20 protein-coding genes are annotated in these 18,026 nt (G+C 64.7%); 9 read left to right on the forward strand and 11 right to left on the reverse strand.

Annotated elements, in window-relative coordinates; translation table 11 throughout:
• The first annotated feature begins 57 nt into the window (after positions 1–57).
• Both ACIPY3_RS00985 and ACIPY3_RS00990 read left to right on the forward strand, forming a co-directional pair.
• Positions 58–1,812, forward strand: coding sequence for a glycoside hydrolase family 13 protein (locus tag ACIPY3_RS00985; RefSeq protein WP_400329004.1), 1,755 nt, complete (start codon positions 58–60; stop codon positions 1,810–1,812).
• A gap of 13 nt (positions 1,813–1,825) precedes the next feature.
• Positions 1,826–2,779, forward strand: coding sequence for an aldo/keto reductase family oxidoreductase (locus tag ACIPY3_RS00990; protein WP_400329007.1), 954 nt, complete (start codon positions 1,826–1,828; stop codon positions 2,777–2,779).
• A gap of 92 nt (positions 2,780–2,871) precedes the next feature.
• Here the strand turns inward: ACIPY3_RS00990 and ACIPY3_RS00995 are convergent, their stop codons facing one another.
• From ACIPY3_RS00995 to ACIPY3_RS01010, 4 genes are read right to left on the reverse strand one after another with little or no spacing between them, the layout of a single operon-like run.
• The gene (locus ACIPY3_RS00995) at positions 2,872–3,795 is read right to left on the reverse strand and encodes a TauD/TfdA dioxygenase family protein (protein ID WP_400329009.1); all 924 of its coding nucleotides are present in this window, start codon (positions 3,793–3,795) and stop codon (positions 2,872–2,874) included.
• A gap of 54 nt (positions 3,796–3,849) precedes the next feature.
• Positions 3,850–4,752, reverse strand: a complete 903-nt coding sequence (locus ACIPY3_RS01000) for an ABC transporter permease (protein WP_400329012.1) — start codon at positions 4,750–4,752, stop codon at positions 3,850–3,852.
• Positions 4,752–5,636 carry an ABC transporter ATP-binding protein gene (locus tag ACIPY3_RS01005; protein WP_400329015.1) on the reverse strand — a complete coding sequence of 295 codons (885 nt, stop codon included), beginning with the start codon at positions 5,634–5,636 and terminating at the stop codon, positions 4,752–4,754. The genes ACIPY3_RS01000 and ACIPY3_RS01005 overlap by 1 nt, the downstream gene beginning before the upstream one ends.
• 2 nt (positions 5,637–5,638) lie before the next feature.
• Positions 5,639–6,700 carry an ABC transporter substrate-binding protein gene (locus ACIPY3_RS01010; protein ID WP_400329018.1) on the reverse strand — a complete coding sequence of 354 codons (1,062 nt, stop codon included), beginning with the start codon at positions 6,698–6,700 and terminating at the stop codon, positions 5,639–5,641.
• Positions 6,701–7,080: 380 nt separating this feature from the next.
• Between ACIPY3_RS01010 and ACIPY3_RS01015 the strand changes: the two genes are divergently transcribed.
• The 6 genes from ACIPY3_RS01015 (at position 7,081) to ACIPY3_RS01040 (ending at position 11,273) form a co-directional block, all read left to right on the forward strand.
• Positions 7,081–7,944 carry an HpcH/HpaI aldolase/citrate lyase family protein gene (locus ACIPY3_RS01015; RefSeq protein ID WP_400329021.1) on the forward strand — a complete coding sequence of 288 codons (864 nt, stop codon included), beginning with the start codon at positions 7,081–7,083 and terminating at the stop codon, positions 7,942–7,944.
• A 2-nt stretch (positions 7,945–7,946) separates the two neighbouring features.
• The gene (locus tag ACIPY3_RS01020) at positions 7,947–8,867 is read left to right on the forward strand and encodes a DUF2797 domain-containing protein (protein WP_400329024.1); all 921 of its coding nucleotides are present in this window, start codon (positions 7,947–7,949) and stop codon (positions 8,865–8,867) included.
• 31 nt (positions 8,868–8,898) lie between these two features.
• On the forward strand, positions 8,899–9,123 hold the full coding sequence (locus ACIPY3_RS01025) for a DUF3188 domain-containing protein (protein ID WP_400329027.1): 225 nt from the start codon (positions 8,899–8,901) through the stop codon (positions 9,121–9,123).
• A gap of 61 nt (positions 9,124–9,184) precedes the next feature.
• The gene (locus ACIPY3_RS01030) at positions 9,185–9,646 is read left to right on the forward strand and encodes a MaoC family dehydratase N-terminal domain-containing protein (protein ID WP_400329030.1); all 462 of its coding nucleotides are present in this window, start codon (positions 9,185–9,187) and stop codon (positions 9,644–9,646) included.
• The gene (locus ACIPY3_RS01035) at positions 9,646–10,080 is read left to right on the forward strand and encodes a MaoC family dehydratase (protein WP_400329033.1); all 435 of its coding nucleotides are present in this window, start codon (positions 9,646–9,648) and stop codon (positions 10,078–10,080) included. The genes ACIPY3_RS01030 and ACIPY3_RS01035 overlap by 1 nt, the downstream gene beginning before the upstream one ends.
• A 125-nt stretch (positions 10,081–10,205) precedes the next feature.
• Positions 10,206–11,273: a UDP-N-acetylmuramate dehydrogenase gene (locus tag ACIPY3_RS01040; protein WP_400329036.1), complete on the forward strand. Its 1,068-nt coding sequence runs from the start codon at positions 10,206–10,208 to the stop codon at positions 11,271–11,273.
• A gap of 21 nt (positions 11,274–11,294) precedes the next feature.
• On the opposite strand, the gene ACIPY3_RS01045 is transcribed toward ACIPY3_RS01040, so the two are convergent.
• On the reverse strand, positions 11,295–11,774 hold the full coding sequence (locus ACIPY3_RS01045) for a hypothetical protein (RefSeq protein ID WP_397324305.1): 480 nt from the start codon (positions 11,772–11,774) through the stop codon (positions 11,295–11,297).
• A gap of 86 nt (positions 11,775–11,860) precedes the next feature.
• Here ACIPY3_RS01045 and ACIPY3_RS01050 point away from each other — a divergent pair, with 86 nt between their 5' ends.
• The gene (locus ACIPY3_RS01050; protein WP_400329039.1) at positions 11,861–13,009 is read left to right on the forward strand and encodes a winged helix DNA-binding domain-containing protein; all 1,149 of its coding nucleotides are present in this window, start codon (positions 11,861–11,863) and stop codon (positions 13,007–13,009) included.
• A 72-nt stretch (positions 13,010–13,081) separates the two neighbouring features.
• On the opposite strand, the gene asd is transcribed toward ACIPY3_RS01050, so the two are convergent.
• The 6 genes from asd to ACIPY3_RS01080 form a co-directional block, all read right to left on the reverse strand.
• A complete protein-coding gene (gene asd / locus ACIPY3_RS01055; RefSeq protein ID WP_397324302.1) occupies positions 13,082–14,224 on the reverse strand; it encodes an aspartate-semialdehyde dehydrogenase in 1,143 nt (380 codons plus the stop codon).
• 107 nt (positions 14,225–14,331) lie between these two features.
• Entirely contained in the window at positions 14,332–14,553 is a 222-nt protein-coding gene (locus ACIPY3_RS01060; RefSeq protein ID WP_400330578.1) for an NF038396 family protein, read from the reverse strand.
• Between the two features lie 19 nt (positions 14,554–14,572).
• Complete coding sequence (locus ACIPY3_RS01065) at positions 14,573–15,172, reverse strand: dihydrofolate reductase (protein ID WP_400329043.1); 600 nt, start codon at positions 15,170–15,172, stop codon at positions 14,573–14,575.
• Positions 15,169–15,972 (reverse strand): thymidylate synthase, encoded by an 804-nt coding sequence (locus ACIPY3_RS01070; protein ID WP_400329046.1) that lies wholly within the window; start codon positions 15,970–15,972, stop codon positions 15,169–15,171. The genes ACIPY3_RS01065 and ACIPY3_RS01070 overlap by 4 nt, the downstream gene beginning before the upstream one ends.
• Positions 15,969–16,367 (reverse strand): GntR family transcriptional regulator, encoded by a 399-nt coding sequence (locus tag ACIPY3_RS01075; protein WP_400329049.1) that lies wholly within the window; start codon positions 16,365–16,367, stop codon positions 15,969–15,971. Before ACIPY3_RS01075 ends, ACIPY3_RS01070 begins: the two co-directional genes overlap by 4 nt.
• Positions 16,364–18,013, reverse strand: coding sequence for a hypothetical protein (locus ACIPY3_RS01080; protein ID WP_400329052.1), 1,650 nt, complete (start codon positions 18,011–18,013; stop codon positions 16,364–16,366). Before ACIPY3_RS01080 ends, ACIPY3_RS01075 begins: the two co-directional genes overlap by 4 nt.
• Positions 18,014–18,026: the final 13 nt, after the last annotated feature.

Genomic DNA, 18,026 nt, shown 5'->3' on the forward strand with positions numbered 1-18,026 from the left:
CCAGCCGTCAGATACTGGTTCGGGAACTAAATTTAGAATCTAAATCAAAGGAGTTTCGTGAGCACCTCCGCCACCAAGGCAAACCTGTCCCACTCCGACCGCATGGCCGACCCCAACTGGTGGCGCCAGGCGGCGGTGTACCAGATCTACCCGCGCAGCTTCTACGACGCGAACGGTGATGGGCTGGGCGACATCAAAGGCATCACTGCCAAGGTTCCGTACCTGAAGGAACTTGGCGTCGACGCCGTGTGGCTGAGCCCGTTCTACCCCTCCGCGCTCGCCGACGGCGGGTACGACGTGGACGACTACCGCAACGTGGACCCAAAGCTTGGAACGCTGGAGGACTTCGACGAGATGGCCGCCGCCCTGCACGCAGCAGGCATCAAGCTCGTGGTGGACATTGTGCCCAACCACTCCTCGGACCGGCACGAATGGTTCAAGGAGGCCCTGGCCTCGCCGAAGGGGTCCGCGGCCCGCGACCGCTACATCTTCCGCGACGGCAACGGCGAAAACGGCGAATTGCCGCCGTCGGACTGGGACTCTGTTTTCGGCGGCCCCATCTGGGAACGCATCACTGAACCCGACGGCACGGCCGGCCAGTGGTACATGCACATCTTCGCCAAGGAACAACCGGACTTTAACTGGGAAAACCCGGAAATCCGCGAGGACTTCCTGAAGACCCTGCGCTTCTGGTCCGACCGTGGCGTGGACGGCTTCCGGATCGACGTTGCCCACGGCATGGCCAAGGACCTCTCCGAGCCGATGCCCATGAAGGCTGACCTGGCTGCCAAGGCGCACAACACCGATGGCTTCACCGACGGTTCGCACCCCTTCTGGGACCGCGACGAAGTCCACGAGGTCTACGCTGAGTGGCGCAAGCTCTTCAACGAGTACAACCCGCCACGCACCGCCGTCGCCGAAGCCTGGGTCCACGAGTCCCGCCGGGCCCGCTATGCCAGCCCGGAAGGACTTGGCCAGGCGTTCAACTTCGATCTCCTGCAGTCGGACTTCGACGCCGCCTCGTTCAAGAAGATCATCACGGACAACCTGGTGGCCGCCAAGGAATCCGGCGCCTCCTCCACCTGGGTCTTCTCCAACCACGACGTCGTCCGCCACGCCACCCGCTACGGGCTGCCGAAGGGTGGGTCTGTTGCCCAGGGAACCAACGCAGCGCAGGACATCACCGGCACCGAGCCCAAGGGCCAGGATGGCAAGGGCTGGCTGCTCGCGGGTGCCCCCGCCGACGAACTGGACATCGAACGTGGCCTGCGCAGGGCACGCGCTGCTTCGCTGCTCCTGCTCGCGCTCCCCGGTTCGGCGTACCTGTACCAGGGCGAAGAGCTTGGCCTCCGCGAAGTCACGGAAATTCCCGACGCCGAGCGCCAGGACCCGTCGTTCTTCCGCAACAAGGGCGTGGAGATCGGCCGCGACGGCTGCCGCGTTCCGCTGCCCTGGACCCCGGAAGGTTCCGCCTTCGGTTTCGGCGGCGACACAGCCCACCTGCCGCAGCCTGCCTGGTTCAAGGACTACGCAGTATCCACCCAGGAGGGCGTGGAAGGCTCCACGCTGGAGCTGTACCGCAAGGCTCTGCGCCTCCGCAGTGAGCTGCAGACGGACGAAGAACTCGAATGGGTGGAGACCGGCAAGCCGGACGTGCTGCACTTCAGCCGCCATGGTGGCTGGGAGACGGTGACCAACTTCGGGACGGAAGCCTTCGAGCTTCCGGCGGGGACCGTCGTCGTCAGCAGCGGACCGTTGGAAGACGGCAAGCTGCCCGCCGACACCACGGCGTGGGTAGTCCGGGACGCATAGGCATCCTTGGAAGATGACTGAAACGAACGGGCGGAGACGCCTCATTTACGGTTGCATGGGACTCGGTGGCCCGTGGGACGGCACATCCTACGGCGCCAGGGAGATCGACCAGGCTGCTGCCGTGATCGAAGCCGCGCAGGGCATCGGGATCGATCTGTTCGATCATGCCGATATCTACCGCAGCGGCAAATCGGAGGCCGTCTTCGGGGAAGTCCTCGCCCGTTCGCAGGGTTTGCGGGAATCGGTCCAGCTTCAGACCAAGTGCGGAATCCGGTTGGGGGAGCGAGGTTTGGATACCCACTACGACCTCAGCCGCGAAGCCATCCTGGAGCGGGTCAACCAGAGCTTGAAACGGCTCCAGACGGAGTACGTGGATATCCTCCTGCTGCACCGGCCGGATCCCCTCATGGACGCGCGCGAGGTGACTGACGCCGTCGGGCAGTTGATGGCCGAAGGCAAGGTGCGGCAACTGGGTGTGTCCAACATGTCCGGGGCTCAGATCGCCTACCTGCAGCACCGGCTGGAGACGCCCATCGTGGCCAACCAGTTGGAAATGAGCCTGCTCCGCCGGGATTGGCTGGAGAGCACGGTGCTGGTCAACCATCCTGAGGGCACCGCGTACAGCTTCCCCCATGGAACGCTGGAGCATTGCATGGCAAACGGGATTGAGTTGCAGGCCTACGGTTCCCTGGCGCAGGGGCGTTACACGGGTGCCGGCGGACGAACCCCCGCTGATACAGCAACGGCAGCGATGCTCGAACGGCTGGCAGGGGAGAAGAACACCACTCCCGAATCCGTCCTCCTGGGCTGGCTCATGAAGCACCCTGCGGGCATCTCGCCGGTGGTGGGCACCACCAACCCGGGCCGGATCGGTGCCTGCGCCCAGGCCATCGACGTCGCAGAGAACATGTCCCGTGCCGAGTGGTACGGCCTCTGGACCGCTGCCCGCGGAAGCAACCTCCCGTAAACCCAACTAGGGGACAGCAGACGTCGCTATGGCTATCCATAGGGACATCTGCTGTCCCCTAGTTGGGTGACAACAGCAACACATTAGGCCTCCTACGAAGCGTCAGCCACCACGGAGTAGGTGCTCGAGTCACCTTGTAGTGACTGGCTCAGCTTGCCGTCCACACCCACTGGGATGTCACCGGCAATGGTCACGCGGTTCAGCTTGCGCGGCTGGCCGTCATAGTTGTCCGGAGCGTAGTGCTGGGTGATCCGGTTATCGAACAGCACCACCTGGTTGGGTTCCCAGTTCACGCGGACCACGTTCTCCGGACGCGTCACATACGCCTGCAGCAGCCGGATGATGTCCTTGGACTCCGTGTTGGACAGGCCCACGATCCGCAGCCGCTGCGCGAAGCCCCCAATGAACAATCCGCGCTCGCCGGTCAGCGGGTGGACCCGGACCACGGGGTGGGCCGTCTCGAACTTCAGCCGGGTGAACTCCTTGCGGCGTTCCTCGGCGTTGGCGTGCTCCAGGTTCTTGGGCACGGAGTAGTCGTAGTCGTTGGTGTGGATGGCCCACAGAGTGTCCGCGAAGTTGCGCAGCTCCTCCGGCAGGTCCTGGTAGGCGCCTGCCGAGGAAGCAATCAGCGTCTCGCCGCCGTACGCCGGGAGGTCGATGCTCCGGAGCGTGGAAGCCTGCGGCGGGTTCACGACGAACGTGACATCCGTGTGCCAGTTGTTGGCCGAACCGTTCTCGCTGTCCACGGGCAGGACGTTCTCCTCGCCGTCAACCGAGGCCACCGTGGGGTGCGCCTTGGTCAGTGGGCCGAAGTGGGAAGCGAACTTCACCTGCGCTTCGTCGGTGAGGATGTTCGCTTCCCGGAACACCAGCGCCTTGTGCTCGTTGAGCGCCGAACGGATCTGAGCGACGGTCTCCGCGCTGAGGTCACCGGAGATGTCCAGGCCACGGATCTCGGCGCCGATGCGCGAGCCCAGCTTGGCAAATTCGAGCTTGGTTTCGGTAATGACAGTCATGGTTCTTTCCTTTTCTTTCAGTGATGGTGTGGCGAGGTGCCACGGGTACAAAAATCAGGCGGCGGAACCCACTGCGGTCCGCCAGCGGGAGAAGTGCCGTTCCAGGGCGACCAGCAGGAAGTTCACGGCAAGCCCCAGGAGGGACACGGTGAGGATGCCCGCGTACATGTCCGGGATGAGGAAGCTGCTCTGCGCGTTGACTATCAAATAGCCCAAGCCGGCCTTGGCTCCGACCATTTCGGCCGCGATCAGCACCAGAATGGATGCGGTGCCGGCCATGCGGATACCGGTGAAGATGGTGGGCACTGCAGAGGGCAGGATGACCTTCTGGAAGAGCCGGAAGTTGTTCAGTCCCAGTGAGCGTGCGGCCCGGATGAGCAGGGGATCAACGGTCTTCACGCCGGCGATCGTGTTGAGCAGCACCGGGAAGAACGCAGCGTAGGCAACGATGCTGATTTTCGATTCCTCGCCGATGCCCAACAGGAGCGTGAACACCGGGAGCAGGGCCAGCGCAGCCGTATTGCGGAACAGTTCCAGCAGCGGGTTCAGGACGGCGTTCAGCTTCCCGTACCAGGCGATGAGCAGGCCCAGCGCCACACCCGCCACCAGTGCAGCACCGAATCCGGCCACCGAGCGCGTGAGGCTGGCGGCGATGTGACCTTGAATGGTCCCGGCGTCGAACAGTTTGCCCCAGGCGGCGAGCACCTCATGCAGCGGCGGCAGGAACACCCGAGTGGACGGGCTGGCCAGATACGTGGGGCCGAGCTCCCAGAGTGCCAGAAAGGCAAGGATCGCTGCAGACTTCCACACGGCCGAACCCGCAATCGCGGTGATCCTGCGCGCCACGGCGCGGACCGGCGTCGTGCGTTCCGCCTCCAAACGGACTGAAGGTTCGACGGCGGCAGTCGGCTGGGGTGCGGCGGCTGCGGTTTCTGCGTGCGTCAGGGTGGTCGTCATCAGGCCGCGCTCCTTTCAAGGGTGGTTGGTTCGTCGGGGGCACTGCCGTCCGGCAGGATCTTGCGGTGTCCGGCGTCCTGCGCTCGCCGGACTTCGTCGTGGAGGAGTGTCCAGACCTGGTGCCGGTGTTCCACGAAGGCCGGGTTGGAGCGGATGTCCTCGTCCCCGTCGCGGTCCGGAATATCGATGTCCACGATTTCCTTGAGCCGGCCGGGCCGCGCGCTGAGCACGGCGACCCGCTGGCCCAGGTACACGGCCTCGTCGATGCCGTGCGTGATGAAGACGATCGTCTTGCCGGTGGCCTTCCAGATCCTGAGCAGTTCGTCCTGCAACTGCTCGCGCGTCTGGGCATCCAAAGCAGCGAACGGCTCGTCCATCAGCAGGACGTCGGGCTCGTAGGCCAGGCTCCGGGCAATGGCCACGCGCTGCTTCATGCCACCGGACAGCTCGTGCGGGTAGCGGTCCTCGAAGCCCGCCAACCCTACGAGTGCAAGGTACTCACTGGCTTTGGCAGCACGTTCCCGGCGGCTCAGCTTTTTGCCGTCGGGTCCCTTGCCTTCGAGCCCAATGGACACATTGGCCGAGGCCGTCCGCCACGGGAAGAGTGCGTATTGCTGGAACACCACGGCGCGGTCCTTGCCCGGTCCGGTCACGGGTTTGCCGTCCACCAGGACCTCTCCCGAGGTCGGCGTGGAAAGCCCCGCCAACAGGTCCAGCAGGGTGGTCTTGCCAGAGCCGCTGGGCCCTACCAAGGTGAGGAACTCGCCGTCGCGCACGTCCAGGCTGAGCCTATCGATGGCCGTGAGCCGGGAAGCGGGTGCTCCTTTCGTGGCACGGACGGTGAATTCCTTGGTGACGCTTTTCAGGCTGATTTTCGCGGTCATTGCTATCCCTTCGTCGTCCCGCTGGAAGCTGTGGCGCTGGCCGCAGGCTGCTTCGCAAGATCGTTGAAGTCGTTGGTGTAATACTTGGACGGCGTCAGGTTGCCCTTGACGATGCCCGAGGAATTCAGCCACGCCTCCCAGCGGGTGAAGTCCTCATCCTTGATCACGCCGTTGTTGGGCACGCCTGGGCTCTTCCAGTACTTGAGGTTGGCCGTGCTTTCGTTGCGTCCACGGCTTTCGATGATTTTGGTGAAGCGTGCGATCACTTCCTCACGCGGCGTTTCCGTGGCCCACTTCAGGGCTTTGGCAATGGCGGTGGTGAACTCGCGGGTGGTGTTCGGGTTCTTTTCGATGAAGTCGTTCCGGAGCACGATCTGGCCCCCGGCGAACGTGCCGAACAGCTCGTAGTCGTTGAACAGGGACCGCAATCCGCCGGCCTCGATGGCCCGGTCCTGCAGGACTCCGCCCAGAGTTCCGGCGTCCACCTGCCCGCGCCGGATAGCCTCCTCGGTGTCGTTGGGCGGCAAAGGCACCAACTGGACCTGCTTGATTTCGTCTTGGCTGAGGCCGTTCTTGGTGAGGTACGTGTTGATGACGGCCTCATGGTGGGCGCCCAGGGTGTTGACGGCGATCTTCTTGCCGATCAGGTCCCGGGGTCCTTTGATATCGCTGTCGGCTTTGACGTAGTAGCCGCTGAAGTTCTTGGCGTCTGCTCCGTAGTAGTTGATGACGCCCTTCACGGGTGCGCCGGCCTCGATCAGCTTGGTCACCGCGCCGGTGAACGCCCCGCCAAAGTCGGTCTGGTTGGTCGCCGCCGACTGGATGTCCTGCGGACCGCTGGTGGTGTTGCCCACCCAGTTAAGCTTGATGTCGCCCAGGTAGCCCAGGTCCGCGGCGAGCTCCGGGAAAGTGACCTGGTTGGCCCAGCCCTGGTAGCGGAGTTCCTTGACTTCGGGGCCCGCTTGGCTGGCTTGACCGGCGTCGGCTGAACCGCCGCAGCCGCTCACCGTCAGCGCTAGTACGACGGCGGCCGCGACGCTCAGGAGGGGCAGTTGCAGTTTCATGGGAGCTACTTTCGGGTGGTTGGTTTGTGGTTGGGGAAGCCATCTGCGAAACGGCTTGGGAACGATGAAAGCCCATTTCGACGGCGGCAGGGAAGCGATCCGGTAACGGCCGGAAACGCGGGGAAACAGCGGGCAACGCAATGAAATCCGGGGCCACCGGAGGCAATGGGAAGACACAAAGTCCTCTTGTTGAGCCGCGTGAAGGCTGTGTTCCGCGAGGTGACGTTCGGCGACAGGCAGGACCAAAGCGACTGGCCCGTACCGGCGTCGGGCAGTCATACTGCGGGACCCCACAGCAATATGGGGTTTAGTTCGTATTGATCCTCACAACCGGCCGCAATTCTTCGCCCCGCGGGCCGGTGGGCGGATACGGTAGATACATGACGTCTAGCATCGCCGCCGAGTCCGTTCGGCCTACCCGCAACATTCCTGCCGATATCGCCCGTTCCTGGCTCCTCGTGAACGCCATGAAGACGGAGCTTTTTGACGAATCGGCGGGCTCGCGTGCAGACGCCATCATCCTTGACATCGAAGATGCCGTTGACCCGTCCCAGAAGGACAAGGCCCGCGAGAACGTGGTGAACTGGCTGGCCAACGGCGGCCAGGCCTGGGTCCGCATCAACGACGCCACCAGCCCGTTCTGGGCCGACGACCTCGCAGGCCTGCGCGGTACCCCCGGCCTGCTCGGCGTGATGCTGGCCAAGACCGAATCCGCGGACCAGGTCACCGAGTCTTACCACCGCATGGACGGCAAGACCCCCGTGATCGCGCTCGTGGAGTCCGCCCTCGGCATCGAAGAGGCCAACCACATTGCCCGCGCCCAGGGTGCGTTCCGCCTGGCGTTCGGTTCGGGCGACTTCCGTCGCGATACCGGCATGGCGGCAACCCCGGAGGCCATGGCCTACCCGCGTGCCAAGCTCGTGGTCGCCAGCCGCGTCGGCAACCTGCCGGGCCCGATTGATGGCCCCACCGTGGGCACCAACCACCCGATCCTGCGCGAGCAGACCGGCATCACCGTGACCATGGGCATGACCGGCAAGCTGTGCCTGGCCATCGACCAGACCACCGTCATCAACGAGGTCATCAGCCCCACGCCGTCCGATGTCGCCTGGGCCACCGACTTCATGAACGACTTCGAAGCCAACGGCCGCGTGATCCGCGACGGCTCGGACCTCCCGCGCCTTGGCCGCGCAGAGAAGATCATGAAGCTCGCGGTGGCCTTCGGGGTCCAGCCTTCGCTGTAACCATGCTCGTCCACGGCGTCGTCTGGGACTCGTCCTCCCCAGCGTTGCGCCTCCACACTCCTGCCGGGGAGTTCACTGACGTTGCGTTGGCCCAGGGATCATCCCTGGGCCTGCGCGTTATCCCGGGTCTGTGGTGCCTCGGCCACGTCAAAGTGCATGGGCCAGGGGAGCGGACCCACGTTCCCTGCCGCAGTTCTTCCCCTGCCGAACGCGGCAAACAGTGTGGCGCCTGCTTTGCCAAGGACGATTCCCGGCTCATGCACGACTTCCACCGCGGCGGTTCCGTCCCGCCCGGGCTTCGGGCCTACCTCATGCAGCCGCACTGGCTCTACGTCGCCACGTTTGCCAATGGCGCCACCAAGATAGGGACGGCGTCTGCTCCGAGAAAGTGGAACCGGCTCGCCGAGCAAGGAGCCGTTCACGCCTCCTACGTTGCTAACGCCGAGGACGGCCGGATTGTCCGTGTACTCGAAGACCTCGTGACGCGGGACCTGGGGCTCGTCCAGCAAGTCCGCTCCGCTGCCAAGGCGACCTCGCTCGTGGAGCCGCGTCCCGGCGTCGAACTCCAAGCGATCAACCGGAAGCAGGCCGCCAGCGTGCGGGAATTGCTGGGTGGCTTGGCCATGACCGGTTACACGGTTGTGGAGGAAGAGTGGGAGCGCCCTGCTTTGGCCGACCGGCTGTGCAACGCCCGCGCCTCCGGCGCCATCCGCCACGCCTACCCTGCAACGTTCGACGACGGCGGTCACGGACTGCGGGTCCGCTCGCTGTCAGGGGCTATCGCCTTGGCCGGGCTCCCGGACGCTTCCGGCGTTGAGGTGGAGGGCAGCTTCGTCGCAGACCTCGGAGCGCTGAAGGGCCGCAGGATCGAACTCGGCCAGCACGTCACGGAGATCCCCGCGCTGCAGGACTCCCTGTTCTAAGGCGTTGAGTGGCCGCCGGTAGGCTTGGACGGTGCTGAACGAATTCTGGGCCTCTGCCTCCACCGGGTACAAAGCGCTGGTCTTCAGCGCCATGGGGCTGATCGCCGTCGGGCTGATCCTCTCGATCGCAGGCAATACCTCCGGAAACCAAGGGCTCGCGCTGGCCTCGCTGCCCGTCATTGGCCTGGGCCTGGTGCTCCACGTAGTGGGCCTGGTGGTCCGCGGCCAGAAGATCCGCAAGAGCTACAAGAAATAACCGCTTCATCAGGCGGTATCGGCGCTGCATCCGGCAGTGGCTGGCCGATAGGGTTGGAACCATGAGTATCAATCCGGACCTGCAGGGCCGAAGCTACCCTGCCGCAGAGGTTTACGACGTTGGCCGTGAAAAGATCCGCGAGTTCGCGAAGGCCGTGAAAGCCACCAACCCCGCGCACTTCGACGTAGAAACGGCGCGCGCCTTGGGCCACCGCGACCTCGTTGCGCCGCCGACGTTCGCCATCATCATTGCCCAGCGCGCCGACGCCCAACTGGTGGAAGACCCCGAGGCGGGGATCGACTTCTCCCGCGTGGTCCACGCCGACCAGCGTTTCACGCACCACCGCGCCATCGTGGCCGGCGACCGGCTGGTGGCCGAGCTCCATGTGGACGGTGTCCGCGCCATGGGCGGCGGTGCCATGATTACCACGCGTTCGGAAATCTATGCTCTGACCGACGGCGACGACCGTGAGAAGGTAGCCACTACCACCTCATCCATCCTGGTCCGCGGAGAGGGACAGTAATGCCAAAGTTCGGAGACCTGTCAGTCGGCCAGGAAATTGGCTCCACAAGCATCGAGGTCACGCGCCAGGACCTGGTCAAGTATGCCGGGGCATCCGGTGATTTCAACCCGATCCACTGGAACGAAGCCTTCGCCACCTCCGTGGAACTTCCGGGCGTCATCGCGCACGGCATGTTCACCATGGGCTCCGCAGTGCAGTTGGTGAGCGACTGGGCCGGTGACCCTGCCGCCGTCGTCGACTACCAGACCCGCTTTACCAAGCCCGTCCTGGTCGCCGACACCACCGGTACCGCTGAAGCGGGAGCCGTCATTGACGTCACCGGCGTGGTTGGCGCGCTCGACGCCGAGGCCGGCACCGCCCGCATCGACCTGACCGTGGTTGCCGCTGGGCAGAAGGTCCTGATGAAGTCCCAGGCGGTTGTCAAGGTCGCCTGACCAGACGCAATACTGCAACGCGGCGGCGCGTCACCACGGCAGGAATGCCAGGTGGCGCGCCGCTGTTGTTGCCCCCTGCGCGGCCAGCGGCGGAGCCCGCTGCCAATCCCCGTTAGGCTTGATGGGTGACCCAGACGCTGCTTTCCGAACTGACCACGGCTGCCGTCGGCGGCCCCGCAGGTACCTATGTGGAGGCCCATACCGAGGCTGAGATCATCGACGCCGTCCGGTCGGCTGACGCTGCGGGGGAGAAGCTGCTGATCATCGGCGGCGGCTCCAACCTCCTCGTTTCGGATGCGGGCTACCCCGGGACGGTCCTCAAGATCGCCTCAGAGGGGTTCACGGTGGACTCCGAGGACAGCTGCGGGGGAGTCTCCTTGGTGGTCCAGGCAGGCCACAACTGGGATGCGCTGGTTGAATACACCGTCCTGCATGCCTGGTCCGGCCTCGAAGCATTGTCCGGGATTCCCGGTGCCACGGGCGCCACGCCCGTCCAGAACGTGGGTGCCTACGGTGCCGATGTCTCGCAGACCATCGCCACCGTCCGCACCTGGGACCGCGAACGCAATGCCGTGCAGACCTTCACGAACTCCGAGCTGGAGTTTGGCTACCGTGATTCCATCCTCAAGCAGACCACTGTGGAGGGCTCGCCGCGATACGTGGTGCTGACGGTCGAATTCCAGCTGGCACTGGGCGGGATGAGTGCCCCGATCCGCTACGCCGAGCTGGCCCGCGTCCTGGGAGTTGAGGTGGGCAAACGCGCCTACGCCAACGATGTCCGCCGCGAAGTCCTGAAGCTCAGGGCGTCCAAAGGAATGGTCCTGGACGCTGATGACCGTGACACCTTCTCCACGGGCTCGTTCTTCACCAACCCGATCGTGCCGGCCGAGCAGGCTGCGCAGTTGCCGGAGAACGCGCCCAAATACCCGGCGGGGAAGGATGGGCTGGTGAAGCTTTCCGCGGCTTGGTTGATTGACCAAGCGGGATTCACCAAGGGGTTCGGCCTGGAGGAGTCGAGTGTTTCCGGTGGCCGGGCCTCCCTGTCCACCAAGCACACGCTGGCCATCACCAACCGCGGCTCAGCCCGTGCCGCTGACATGGTGGCGATCGCACGCGAAGTGCGTGCCGGCGTCGTGGATCGCTTTGGAATCGAGCTCCACCCGGAGCCGCTGCTCATCGGGGTAGCGCTCTAGGGCTTTCCGGAAGGTTGGGCGTCAGCGGACGCGTCGCTCCGCGATGGGCAGAACCTTGTTGAGCAGCAGGAATGTCAGGCCACAACTGACTGCCCCCAGCAGGAAGATCTGGCTGAAGGCGATGCTCTGCGGCGACGGGCCGCTCGGGAGGAAAAGCCCGGCCGTGGCAAAACCCACCAATCCGAGCATCATGACGATGGAACCCAGCAGGAAACTGCGGACCTGCGCCGCGGCGGCAGGGTAGAACCATGGTTCGGGGGCGTCGTCGTCGCGGTCTGATACGGGCTGGCTCACGGCAGCCGTGCCAATCAGGAGGGCAGCTGCGGCTGTGGCAACGAGTCCCGCCAGCTGGATTCCCTGCATGGAGGGGGACAGGCTTACTCCCGTGCCGACGGCAACGATGAGTCCGGCGCCGAGCCCAATGGCGGTGCAGCACCAACCGGCGGCGGCAAGCCAACGGCTGAGCGGCCGCACCAGAGGGGCAAGATCACCAAAAAGCATGAATCCATCCTAGGAAACGGTTCTGGAAGGCCGCTGGGAGGCGCGGCAAGGTTCCCTGTGCCCCCGGGCGGCCCATAGGATGAAGCATGCCTGCGAAGCCGCTTTCCTCCAGCACGCTGTCCGTCCGGCCGCAGGTCATGGGCCGTTTACGCTTGGTGAGCCAAGGACTGCTGGGCGGCGGGTTTCCTTCCGTGCCCGATGCTGTCCGCTGGATGACGGCCATGCAGGCGCAGGATCTTGGCCACGCACTGTGGGCCGTGGGACAGCGGGTGCCCGGGACAGCGGCCTCCCACGTCCGGGCCGCCCTGGACGCCGGAACCATCGTCCGTTCGTGGCCCATGCGCGGCACACTGCACCTGTTGGCGCCGGAAGATCTTCGCTGGATTCTTGCCATCACCCGTCCGCGACTCTTGAAGTCGTTGACCGGCCGGCACCGCGAACTGGCCATCACCCCGGACGACATCAGCCACGCCAGGGACATCGCACTGAAGACCTTGGAGGCCCTGAAGAGCTCTGATGGGACCATCGGTGCCAGCCGGGAACAGCTCTTCGCAGCCTTTGGGGAAGCCGGACAGGTCACCACGGGGCAACGCGGAATCCACCTCCTGGGCAGCCTGTGCCAGGAGGCATGGCTGGTCCAAGGTCCAATGGCGGGGAGCAACGGAAAGGTGGGCGTCCAGCAACTGTTCGTGCCTTTCGACCAGTGGGTCAAGGAATCCCGAGACCTGGACCGTGAGGAAGGCATCGCCGAGCTGCTGCTGCGCTACATCCGAGGCCATGGACCGGCCACCATCCGGGATTTCGCCTGGTGGAGCCAGGTGCCGCTCACCGAGGCCCGTAAGGCACTGACTGCGGTGCAGGAGCAGATGGTAGAGCTGCCCTTCGACGGTGCCAGCTATTGGCTCTCGCCAGAGACTGCCGCCATGCTCGACGCCGGTGTGCCCGGCTCCCGCTCGTTGCTGGCCCTCCCCGGCTTCGATGAGTACCTGCTCGGGTACCAGGACCGGAACCTGGTGCTGGATCCCGAGCATGCCGAATTGGTGGTCCCGGGCCGGAACGGAGTGTTCAAGCGCATCATCGTCTCCGGAGGCGTGGTGGTGGGGACGTGGGCGCGGACCGGAAACGGGAAGGACGTGGGCGTGGTTCCGGAGCCTTTCCTCGGCGAACTTGGTCCAGCCGCAAGCCGCTCGTTCCAAGCGCAGGGCCGGGCGTTCGCGAAGTTCATGGCGGGCTGAGACGCCAAAAACCCGCTTTCCCGTCGCTGGGCAGCAACGGAAAAACGGGTTCAGGACGTGACGGCGGTGAGGCTAGAGCTTGCCCGTCACAATGTTCAGCATGCGGCGCAGCGGCTCGGCCGCGCCCCACAGGAGCTGGTCGCCCACGGTGAAGGCGCTGATGTACTCCGGGCCCATTTCGAGCTTGCGGATACGGCCAACCGGGATGTCCAGGGTGCCCGAAGCGGCCACCGGGGTGAGGTCCGCCATGGAGGCTTCCTTGGTGTTGGGAACAACCTTGGCCCACTCGTTGTCCTTGGCCAGGAGGTTCTCGATCTCCGTCACGGACAGGTCCTCGCGCAGCTTCAAGGTCAATGCCTGCGAGTGCGAACGCATGGCACCGATGCGGACGCAGAGTCCGTCCATGGCAATGTGTTCCTTGCCCGCGGCGCCCTTGGCGGTGCCGAGGATCTTGTTGGTCTCTACACCGGCCTTCCACTCTTCCTTGGACTGCCCGTTGCCGAGGTCGGCGTCGATCCAGGGAATCAGGGAGCCGGCCAGCGGGACGCCGAACTGCGTTGCGTCAACGCCGGTGCGCTGGGTGGCGAGCACCTTGCGGTCGATCTCCAGGATGGCCGACGCCGGATCATCGAGCTCGCTGCTGACCTCGTTGTTGAGGGTACCGAACTGGTTGAGGAGTTCGCGCATGTGGCGGGCACCCCCGCCGGAAGCAGCCTGGTACGTCATGGACGTACCCCACTCCACGAGGTTGTTCTTGAACAGGCCGCCCAGGCCCATCAGCATGCAGGACACCGTGCAGTTTCCGCCGATGAAGTCCTTCACGCCGCCGGAGAGCCCGGCATCGATGACGTCGCGGTTGATGGGGTCCAGCACGATGATCGAATCGTCGTTCATGCGCAGGGTGGAGGCCGCGTCGATCCAGAGTCCGTCCCAGCCGCGGCTGCGAAGTTCGCCGTGGACCTGCTTGGTGTAGTCGCCGCCCTGTGCGGTAACAATAATCGGCAGCTTGGCAAGCGTCTCAATATCGAACGCATCCTCGAGCTTGCCGGCCCCATCAGCGAAGGACGGGGCGGCACCTCCTGCGTTCGAGGTGGAGAAAAATACCGGGTTGATGTTGGCGAAGTCGTTCTCTTCCTGCATGCGGTGCATCAGGACGGAGCCGACCATGCCACGCCAACCGACCAGTCCAACGGACGGATTAGCTGCTGTAGTCATTCACCCAGTCTAAACTTTCGGACCCGCCCGCCGCTGTTGGTTACGTCACCCGCACAACGTACGACGACGGCCCGCACCACAGCGCCCGGTGGCCCCGAAAAGCGGGTCTACTGGCCGGCGTCGTGCTCCTGCAGGAGGGCCGTTTTCCGGGCCCGCAGCGCAAAGAAGGCGCCGAAGGCGAAAACCTGCGTGACTACCACGAGCACGATGATCCCCAGGATCTTGTTGCCACCCAGGATCATGGTCAACCCGACGATGGCCGAGAGCAGGGCGAAGAGCGGCAGCAGCATGTAGCCCAGCACAAAGAGGGTTTCGGGTTTCTTGAGCATTGCTTGCATGTCCTGGTTTCTAGTTCTCGGTCCGGCGCCACGTGGTGAACCGGTATTTCGTGCCATTGTTGGCGGTGAGCCAGCCCTCGGCCGGCGCCATGGTGTCAAACTTCCAGTCGTCGCCCAGTTCCGGAGCGAAGGTATCGCCCTCGAGCTCGGCGTCGATGATGGTGATGACCGCGACGTTGGCGATGCCCATGGACTGTTCGAAGATCTCTCCGCCGCCGATGATCCAGACCTTTTGGCCACCCGGGGCGAACTGCGATTCAAGGAGGGCAGCATCCAGTGAGGACACCACGGTGGCGCCTTCTGCCTCGGGAGTTGATGCCCACTCCTGGTTCCGGGTGACCACAATGTTGGTTCGTCCCGGCAGTGGCCGGTACTTGTCCGGGAACGACTCCCAGGTCTTCCGGCCCATGATCACGGGGTGTCCCGAGGTCAGCTTGCTGAAGTGCTTCAGGTCCTCCGGCAGGTGCCAAGGCATGCTGCCGTCCTTGCCGATCACGCCGGCTTTGGTCTGTGCCCAGATCAGGCCGATGCCGGTCATGGCGGCGGCGGTCTCCTGGGTGAAGATGACGCCGGGAAGCTGGGCCGGGTTCTCTGGGGAAGGAGTGCTCATACGGCGATCGGTGCCTTGATGGTGGGGTGGTGCTGGTAGTTGACCACTTCGAAGTCGTCCAGCGTGTAGTCGAAGATCGAGTCCGGCTTCCGCAGGATGTTCAACTGCGGGTACTGGTACGGTTCGCGGCTGAGCTGTTCGGCCACTTGCTCCACGTGGTTGTCGTAGACGTGGACGTCCCCACCGGTCCAGACGAATTCGCCGGGCTCCAGCCCCACTTGCTGGGCCACCATCCGCGTGAGCAAAGCGTAGGAGGCGATGTTGAACGGCACGCCCAGGAACATGTCTGCCGAGCGCTGGTACAACTGGCAGGACAGCTTGCCGTCAGCCACGTAGAACTGGAAGAAGGCGTGACATGGCGGCAGCGCCATGTTCTTGAGTTCGGAGACGTTCCACGCGGAAACGATGTGCCTACGCGAGTCCGGGTTGGCTTCCAAGCCCTTCATGAGCTCGGAGATCTGGTCGATGTGGCCACCGTCGGGCGTGGGCCAACTGCGCCACTGCACACCGTACACCGGGCCGAGTTCGCCTTCGGCGTCAGCCCACTCGTCCCAGATGCTCACGCCCTGGTCCTGCATCCACTTGACGTTCGAATCGCCCCGCAGGAACCACAGAAGTTCAACGGCGACGGACTTGAAGTGGACCCGTTTGGTGGTGATGAGCGGAAAGCTCGCGCCCAGGTCAAAGCGCAGCTGGCGCCCGAAGACACTCCGGGTTCCGGTGCCTGTGCGGTCCGATTTGTGCGTGCCATTCGCCATGACGTCACGCAGAAGGTCTTCGTAAGGGGTGGGAATGCTCACGGTTCAAGCTTACTTGTTTGGGCCAGGCGGCCGCGCAGCAGATCGAGGAGCGTTTCGTCACTGACTCCCAGCAAACGCGCCCTTGAGATCACATCGTCGATGGCTGCCATCACCGCCGCATCAGCTCCCACCGGGCAGTGCGGCGCAGCAGGCGGGCCGACGACGACGGTCCCGTTCCGCCGTCGTGCTTCTATCAGGCCGGACTGCTCAAGTTCCCGATAGGCGCGTGCCACCGTTCCGGCGGCGATGCCGAGATCGGCGGCCAGGCTGCGCACGGTGGGCAGGCGGCTGCCGGGCGGCAAGACCCCCACGGCTATCAGCGAACTGAGTTGCCTGCGGATCTGTTCGTAGGGCGGGACGGGATCCGCGAGGTCGATGGTGATCCCGGCGGTCATGGCGTGGGCGTTTCCTGAGGGAAAGCGCTCCGGCGGGAGAGGTTCCGAAACAGGCTGCGGACGGGCGTGACGGCGGCGGCAACGGAGGTGGCCAACAAGATGGCGCCGATGATGGGGGCAGGGCTTGGTCCCAGCCGATCGAACGCCGGGAAGAGCGCCGCCCATGCCTCGGCGTTTCCGAGCAGCATCAGTGCCGATTGTGCCAACAGGAAGGCAGCCAGCGTGCGGACGATCCGGTACATCGCGATGGCCCGCAGCGCAGCGTCGAGGCTGTCTTCGCCTGGAGCTTCCGGAAGACCTCGACGACGGCGGGTGGCCAGGATCGAGGCGGCCCCCACCAGCCCAACGCCCACCATGAGCAAAAGGGTGGAAGGCCACGTGGGTGGTCCAACCAGAAGCACTTCCCCCATACCGGTCATGACGATGGTGACAAGAAAGACGGCCGCTGAGGCAAGGGCAAAGTAGAACAAACCCTTCGATACGGCTTGCCGGGGCCAATGCAAGGGAGCTTCGGGGTCGCCATAGTTGCGGGCGATCAACAGCTCGCCAGCAGCGACGGCCAGGAGGATCAACGTGGCGGTCACCGAGATAATGATGGCGGGGGTCAGCGGACCTTGACCTTGTTTCGGATGGAAACCGAACCACATCCCCAGCGTCAGGAGCGGCAAGGCTCCAGCAATCCCCAGGCCGGCGCCAAGGGACACTGTCAGCTTCACCGCGCCATGCGTGGCTGGATCGGTTCGGAGGGAGCGGCCGCTCACGGCATTCTTGCTGGCAGCGAGCGAAGGGAGTTTGGGCACCCTCCACCACCACATGACCAGCAGGACAGCCACGTTGACCAGGCCTAGCACGTTGAACCACGACGATTGCCAGACGGCGCCTGGCGCCGGAAGGGTGGCGTAGTTCCCGGCGATGGCCGCCAGGCCCGCTGCGATGGTGGATACGGTTCGGAGCAGTCGGTTGGCTGCGATGGCCCGGAGAGACTTGTTGTCATCGCTGTCCAGGGTTTCCAGTTGGCGCCGTCTCGCCATGAGCAGCAGGACCAGCCATGTGCCGGCAGCGAGGACCAGCAAGGCGCCGCCGAGCCATCCTGCGAGTTCCGATCCAGCGATCCTGCCGTCCTGGCCCTGGCCGGTGTAGGTGGTCGTTCCCATGGGCGACGGGGGAGCTGGGGCAGGAAGCACGGGAGTGAAAGCGGGCAACGACGCGATCGATGCTATGGCGGCAGCCGCATAGGCAAAGATCAAGCCTGTGGTCCAAGCAAGTTTCCGGGGGAGGAAATCGCGAATCCTGCGGACGGTGAGCTCAGCGTACCTGCGGGGTGCTTTCGGTGCCGGGTAGCTCCATTGGCCCAGGGCGTGGACGAGCAAAACCGCGGCGATCGGCCAAGACAATGCCGACAGGAGCGCCTCCGAGGTGAAGGGCGCATTCGACGCTCCGGGATTGGCCCGGATGATGCCTGCGCTCATGGCACCCTGAAGGGAGCTGGCCATCCAGCCGATGATGCCCACCCACAATCCGTGCGATTCCACGGACTTGGAATCAGGGCTGGACCAGACCTGCACCCTGAGGAACAGGTAAACGAGGAGCGCGCCGATGACTGGAGCGAGCAACAGCAGAGGCGGCAGGTAGAAGGACACGGTCAAGACCCCCAAGTCT

This window comes from Paenarthrobacter sp. NPDC089714, assembly GCF_044748905.1.
Taxonomy (GTDB): Bacteria; Actinomycetota; Actinomycetes; order Actinomycetales; family Micrococcaceae; genus Arthrobacter.

What these genes read in the sequence shown, in the direction of transcription:
- ACIPY3_RS00990 (WP_400329007.1), top strand. Translation starts at nt 1,826, where the DNA reads ATGACTGAAACGAACGGGCGGAGACGCCTCATTTACGGTTGCATGGGA.
- ACIPY3_RS00995 (WP_400329009.1), bottom strand. Translation starts at nt 3,795, where the DNA reads ATGACTGTCATTACCGAAACCAAGCTCGAATTTGCCAAGCTGGGCTCG.
- ACIPY3_RS01000 (WP_400329012.1), bottom strand. Translation starts at nt 4,752, where the DNA reads ATGACGACCACCCTGACGCACGCAGAAACCGCAGCCGCCGCACCCCAG.
- ACIPY3_RS01005 (WP_400329015.1), bottom strand. Translation starts at nt 5,636, where the DNA reads ATGACCGCGAAAATCAGCCTGAAAAGCGTCACCAAGGAATTCACCGTC.
- ACIPY3_RS01010 (WP_400329018.1), bottom strand. Translation starts at nt 6,700, where the DNA reads ATGAAACTGCAACTGCCCCTCCTGAGCGTCGCGGCCGCCGTCGTACTA.
- ACIPY3_RS01015 (WP_400329021.1), top strand. Translation starts at nt 7,081, where the DNA reads ATGACGTCTAGCATCGCCGCCGAGTCCGTTCGGCCTACCCGCAACATT.
- ACIPY3_RS01020 (WP_400329024.1), top strand. Translation starts at nt 7,947, where the DNA reads ATGCTCGTCCACGGCGTCGTCTGGGACTCGTCCTCCCCAGCGTTGCGC.
- ACIPY3_RS01030 (WP_400329030.1), top strand. Translation starts at nt 9,185, where the DNA reads ATGAGTATCAATCCGGACCTGCAGGGCCGAAGCTACCCTGCCGCAGAG.
- ACIPY3_RS01035 (WP_400329033.1), top strand. Translation starts at nt 9,646, where the DNA reads ATGCCAAAGTTCGGAGACCTGTCAGTCGGCCAGGAAATTGGCTCCACA.
- ACIPY3_RS01045 (WP_397324305.1), bottom strand. Translation starts at nt 11,774, where the DNA reads ATGCTTTTTGGTGATCTTGCCCCTCTGGTGCGGCCGCTCAGCCGTTGG.
- ACIPY3_RS01050 (WP_400329039.1), top strand. Translation starts at nt 11,861, where the DNA reads ATGCCTGCGAAGCCGCTTTCCTCCAGCACGCTGTCCGTCCGGCCGCAG.
- asd (WP_397324302.1), bottom strand. Translation starts at nt 14,224, where the DNA reads ATGACTACAGCAGCTAATCCGTCCGTTGGACTGGTCGGTTGGCGTGGC.
- ACIPY3_RS01060 (WP_400330578.1), bottom strand. Translation starts at nt 14,553, where the DNA reads ATGCTCAAGAAACCCGAAACCCTCTTTGTGCTGGGCTACATGCTGCTG.
- ACIPY3_RS01065 (WP_400329043.1), bottom strand. Translation starts at nt 15,172, where the DNA reads ATGAGCACTCCTTCCCCAGAGAACCCGGCCCAGCTTCCCGGCGTCATC.
- ACIPY3_RS01075 (WP_400329049.1), bottom strand. Translation starts at nt 16,367, where the DNA reads ATGACCGCCGGGATCACCATCGACCTCGCGGATCCCGTCCCGCCCTAC.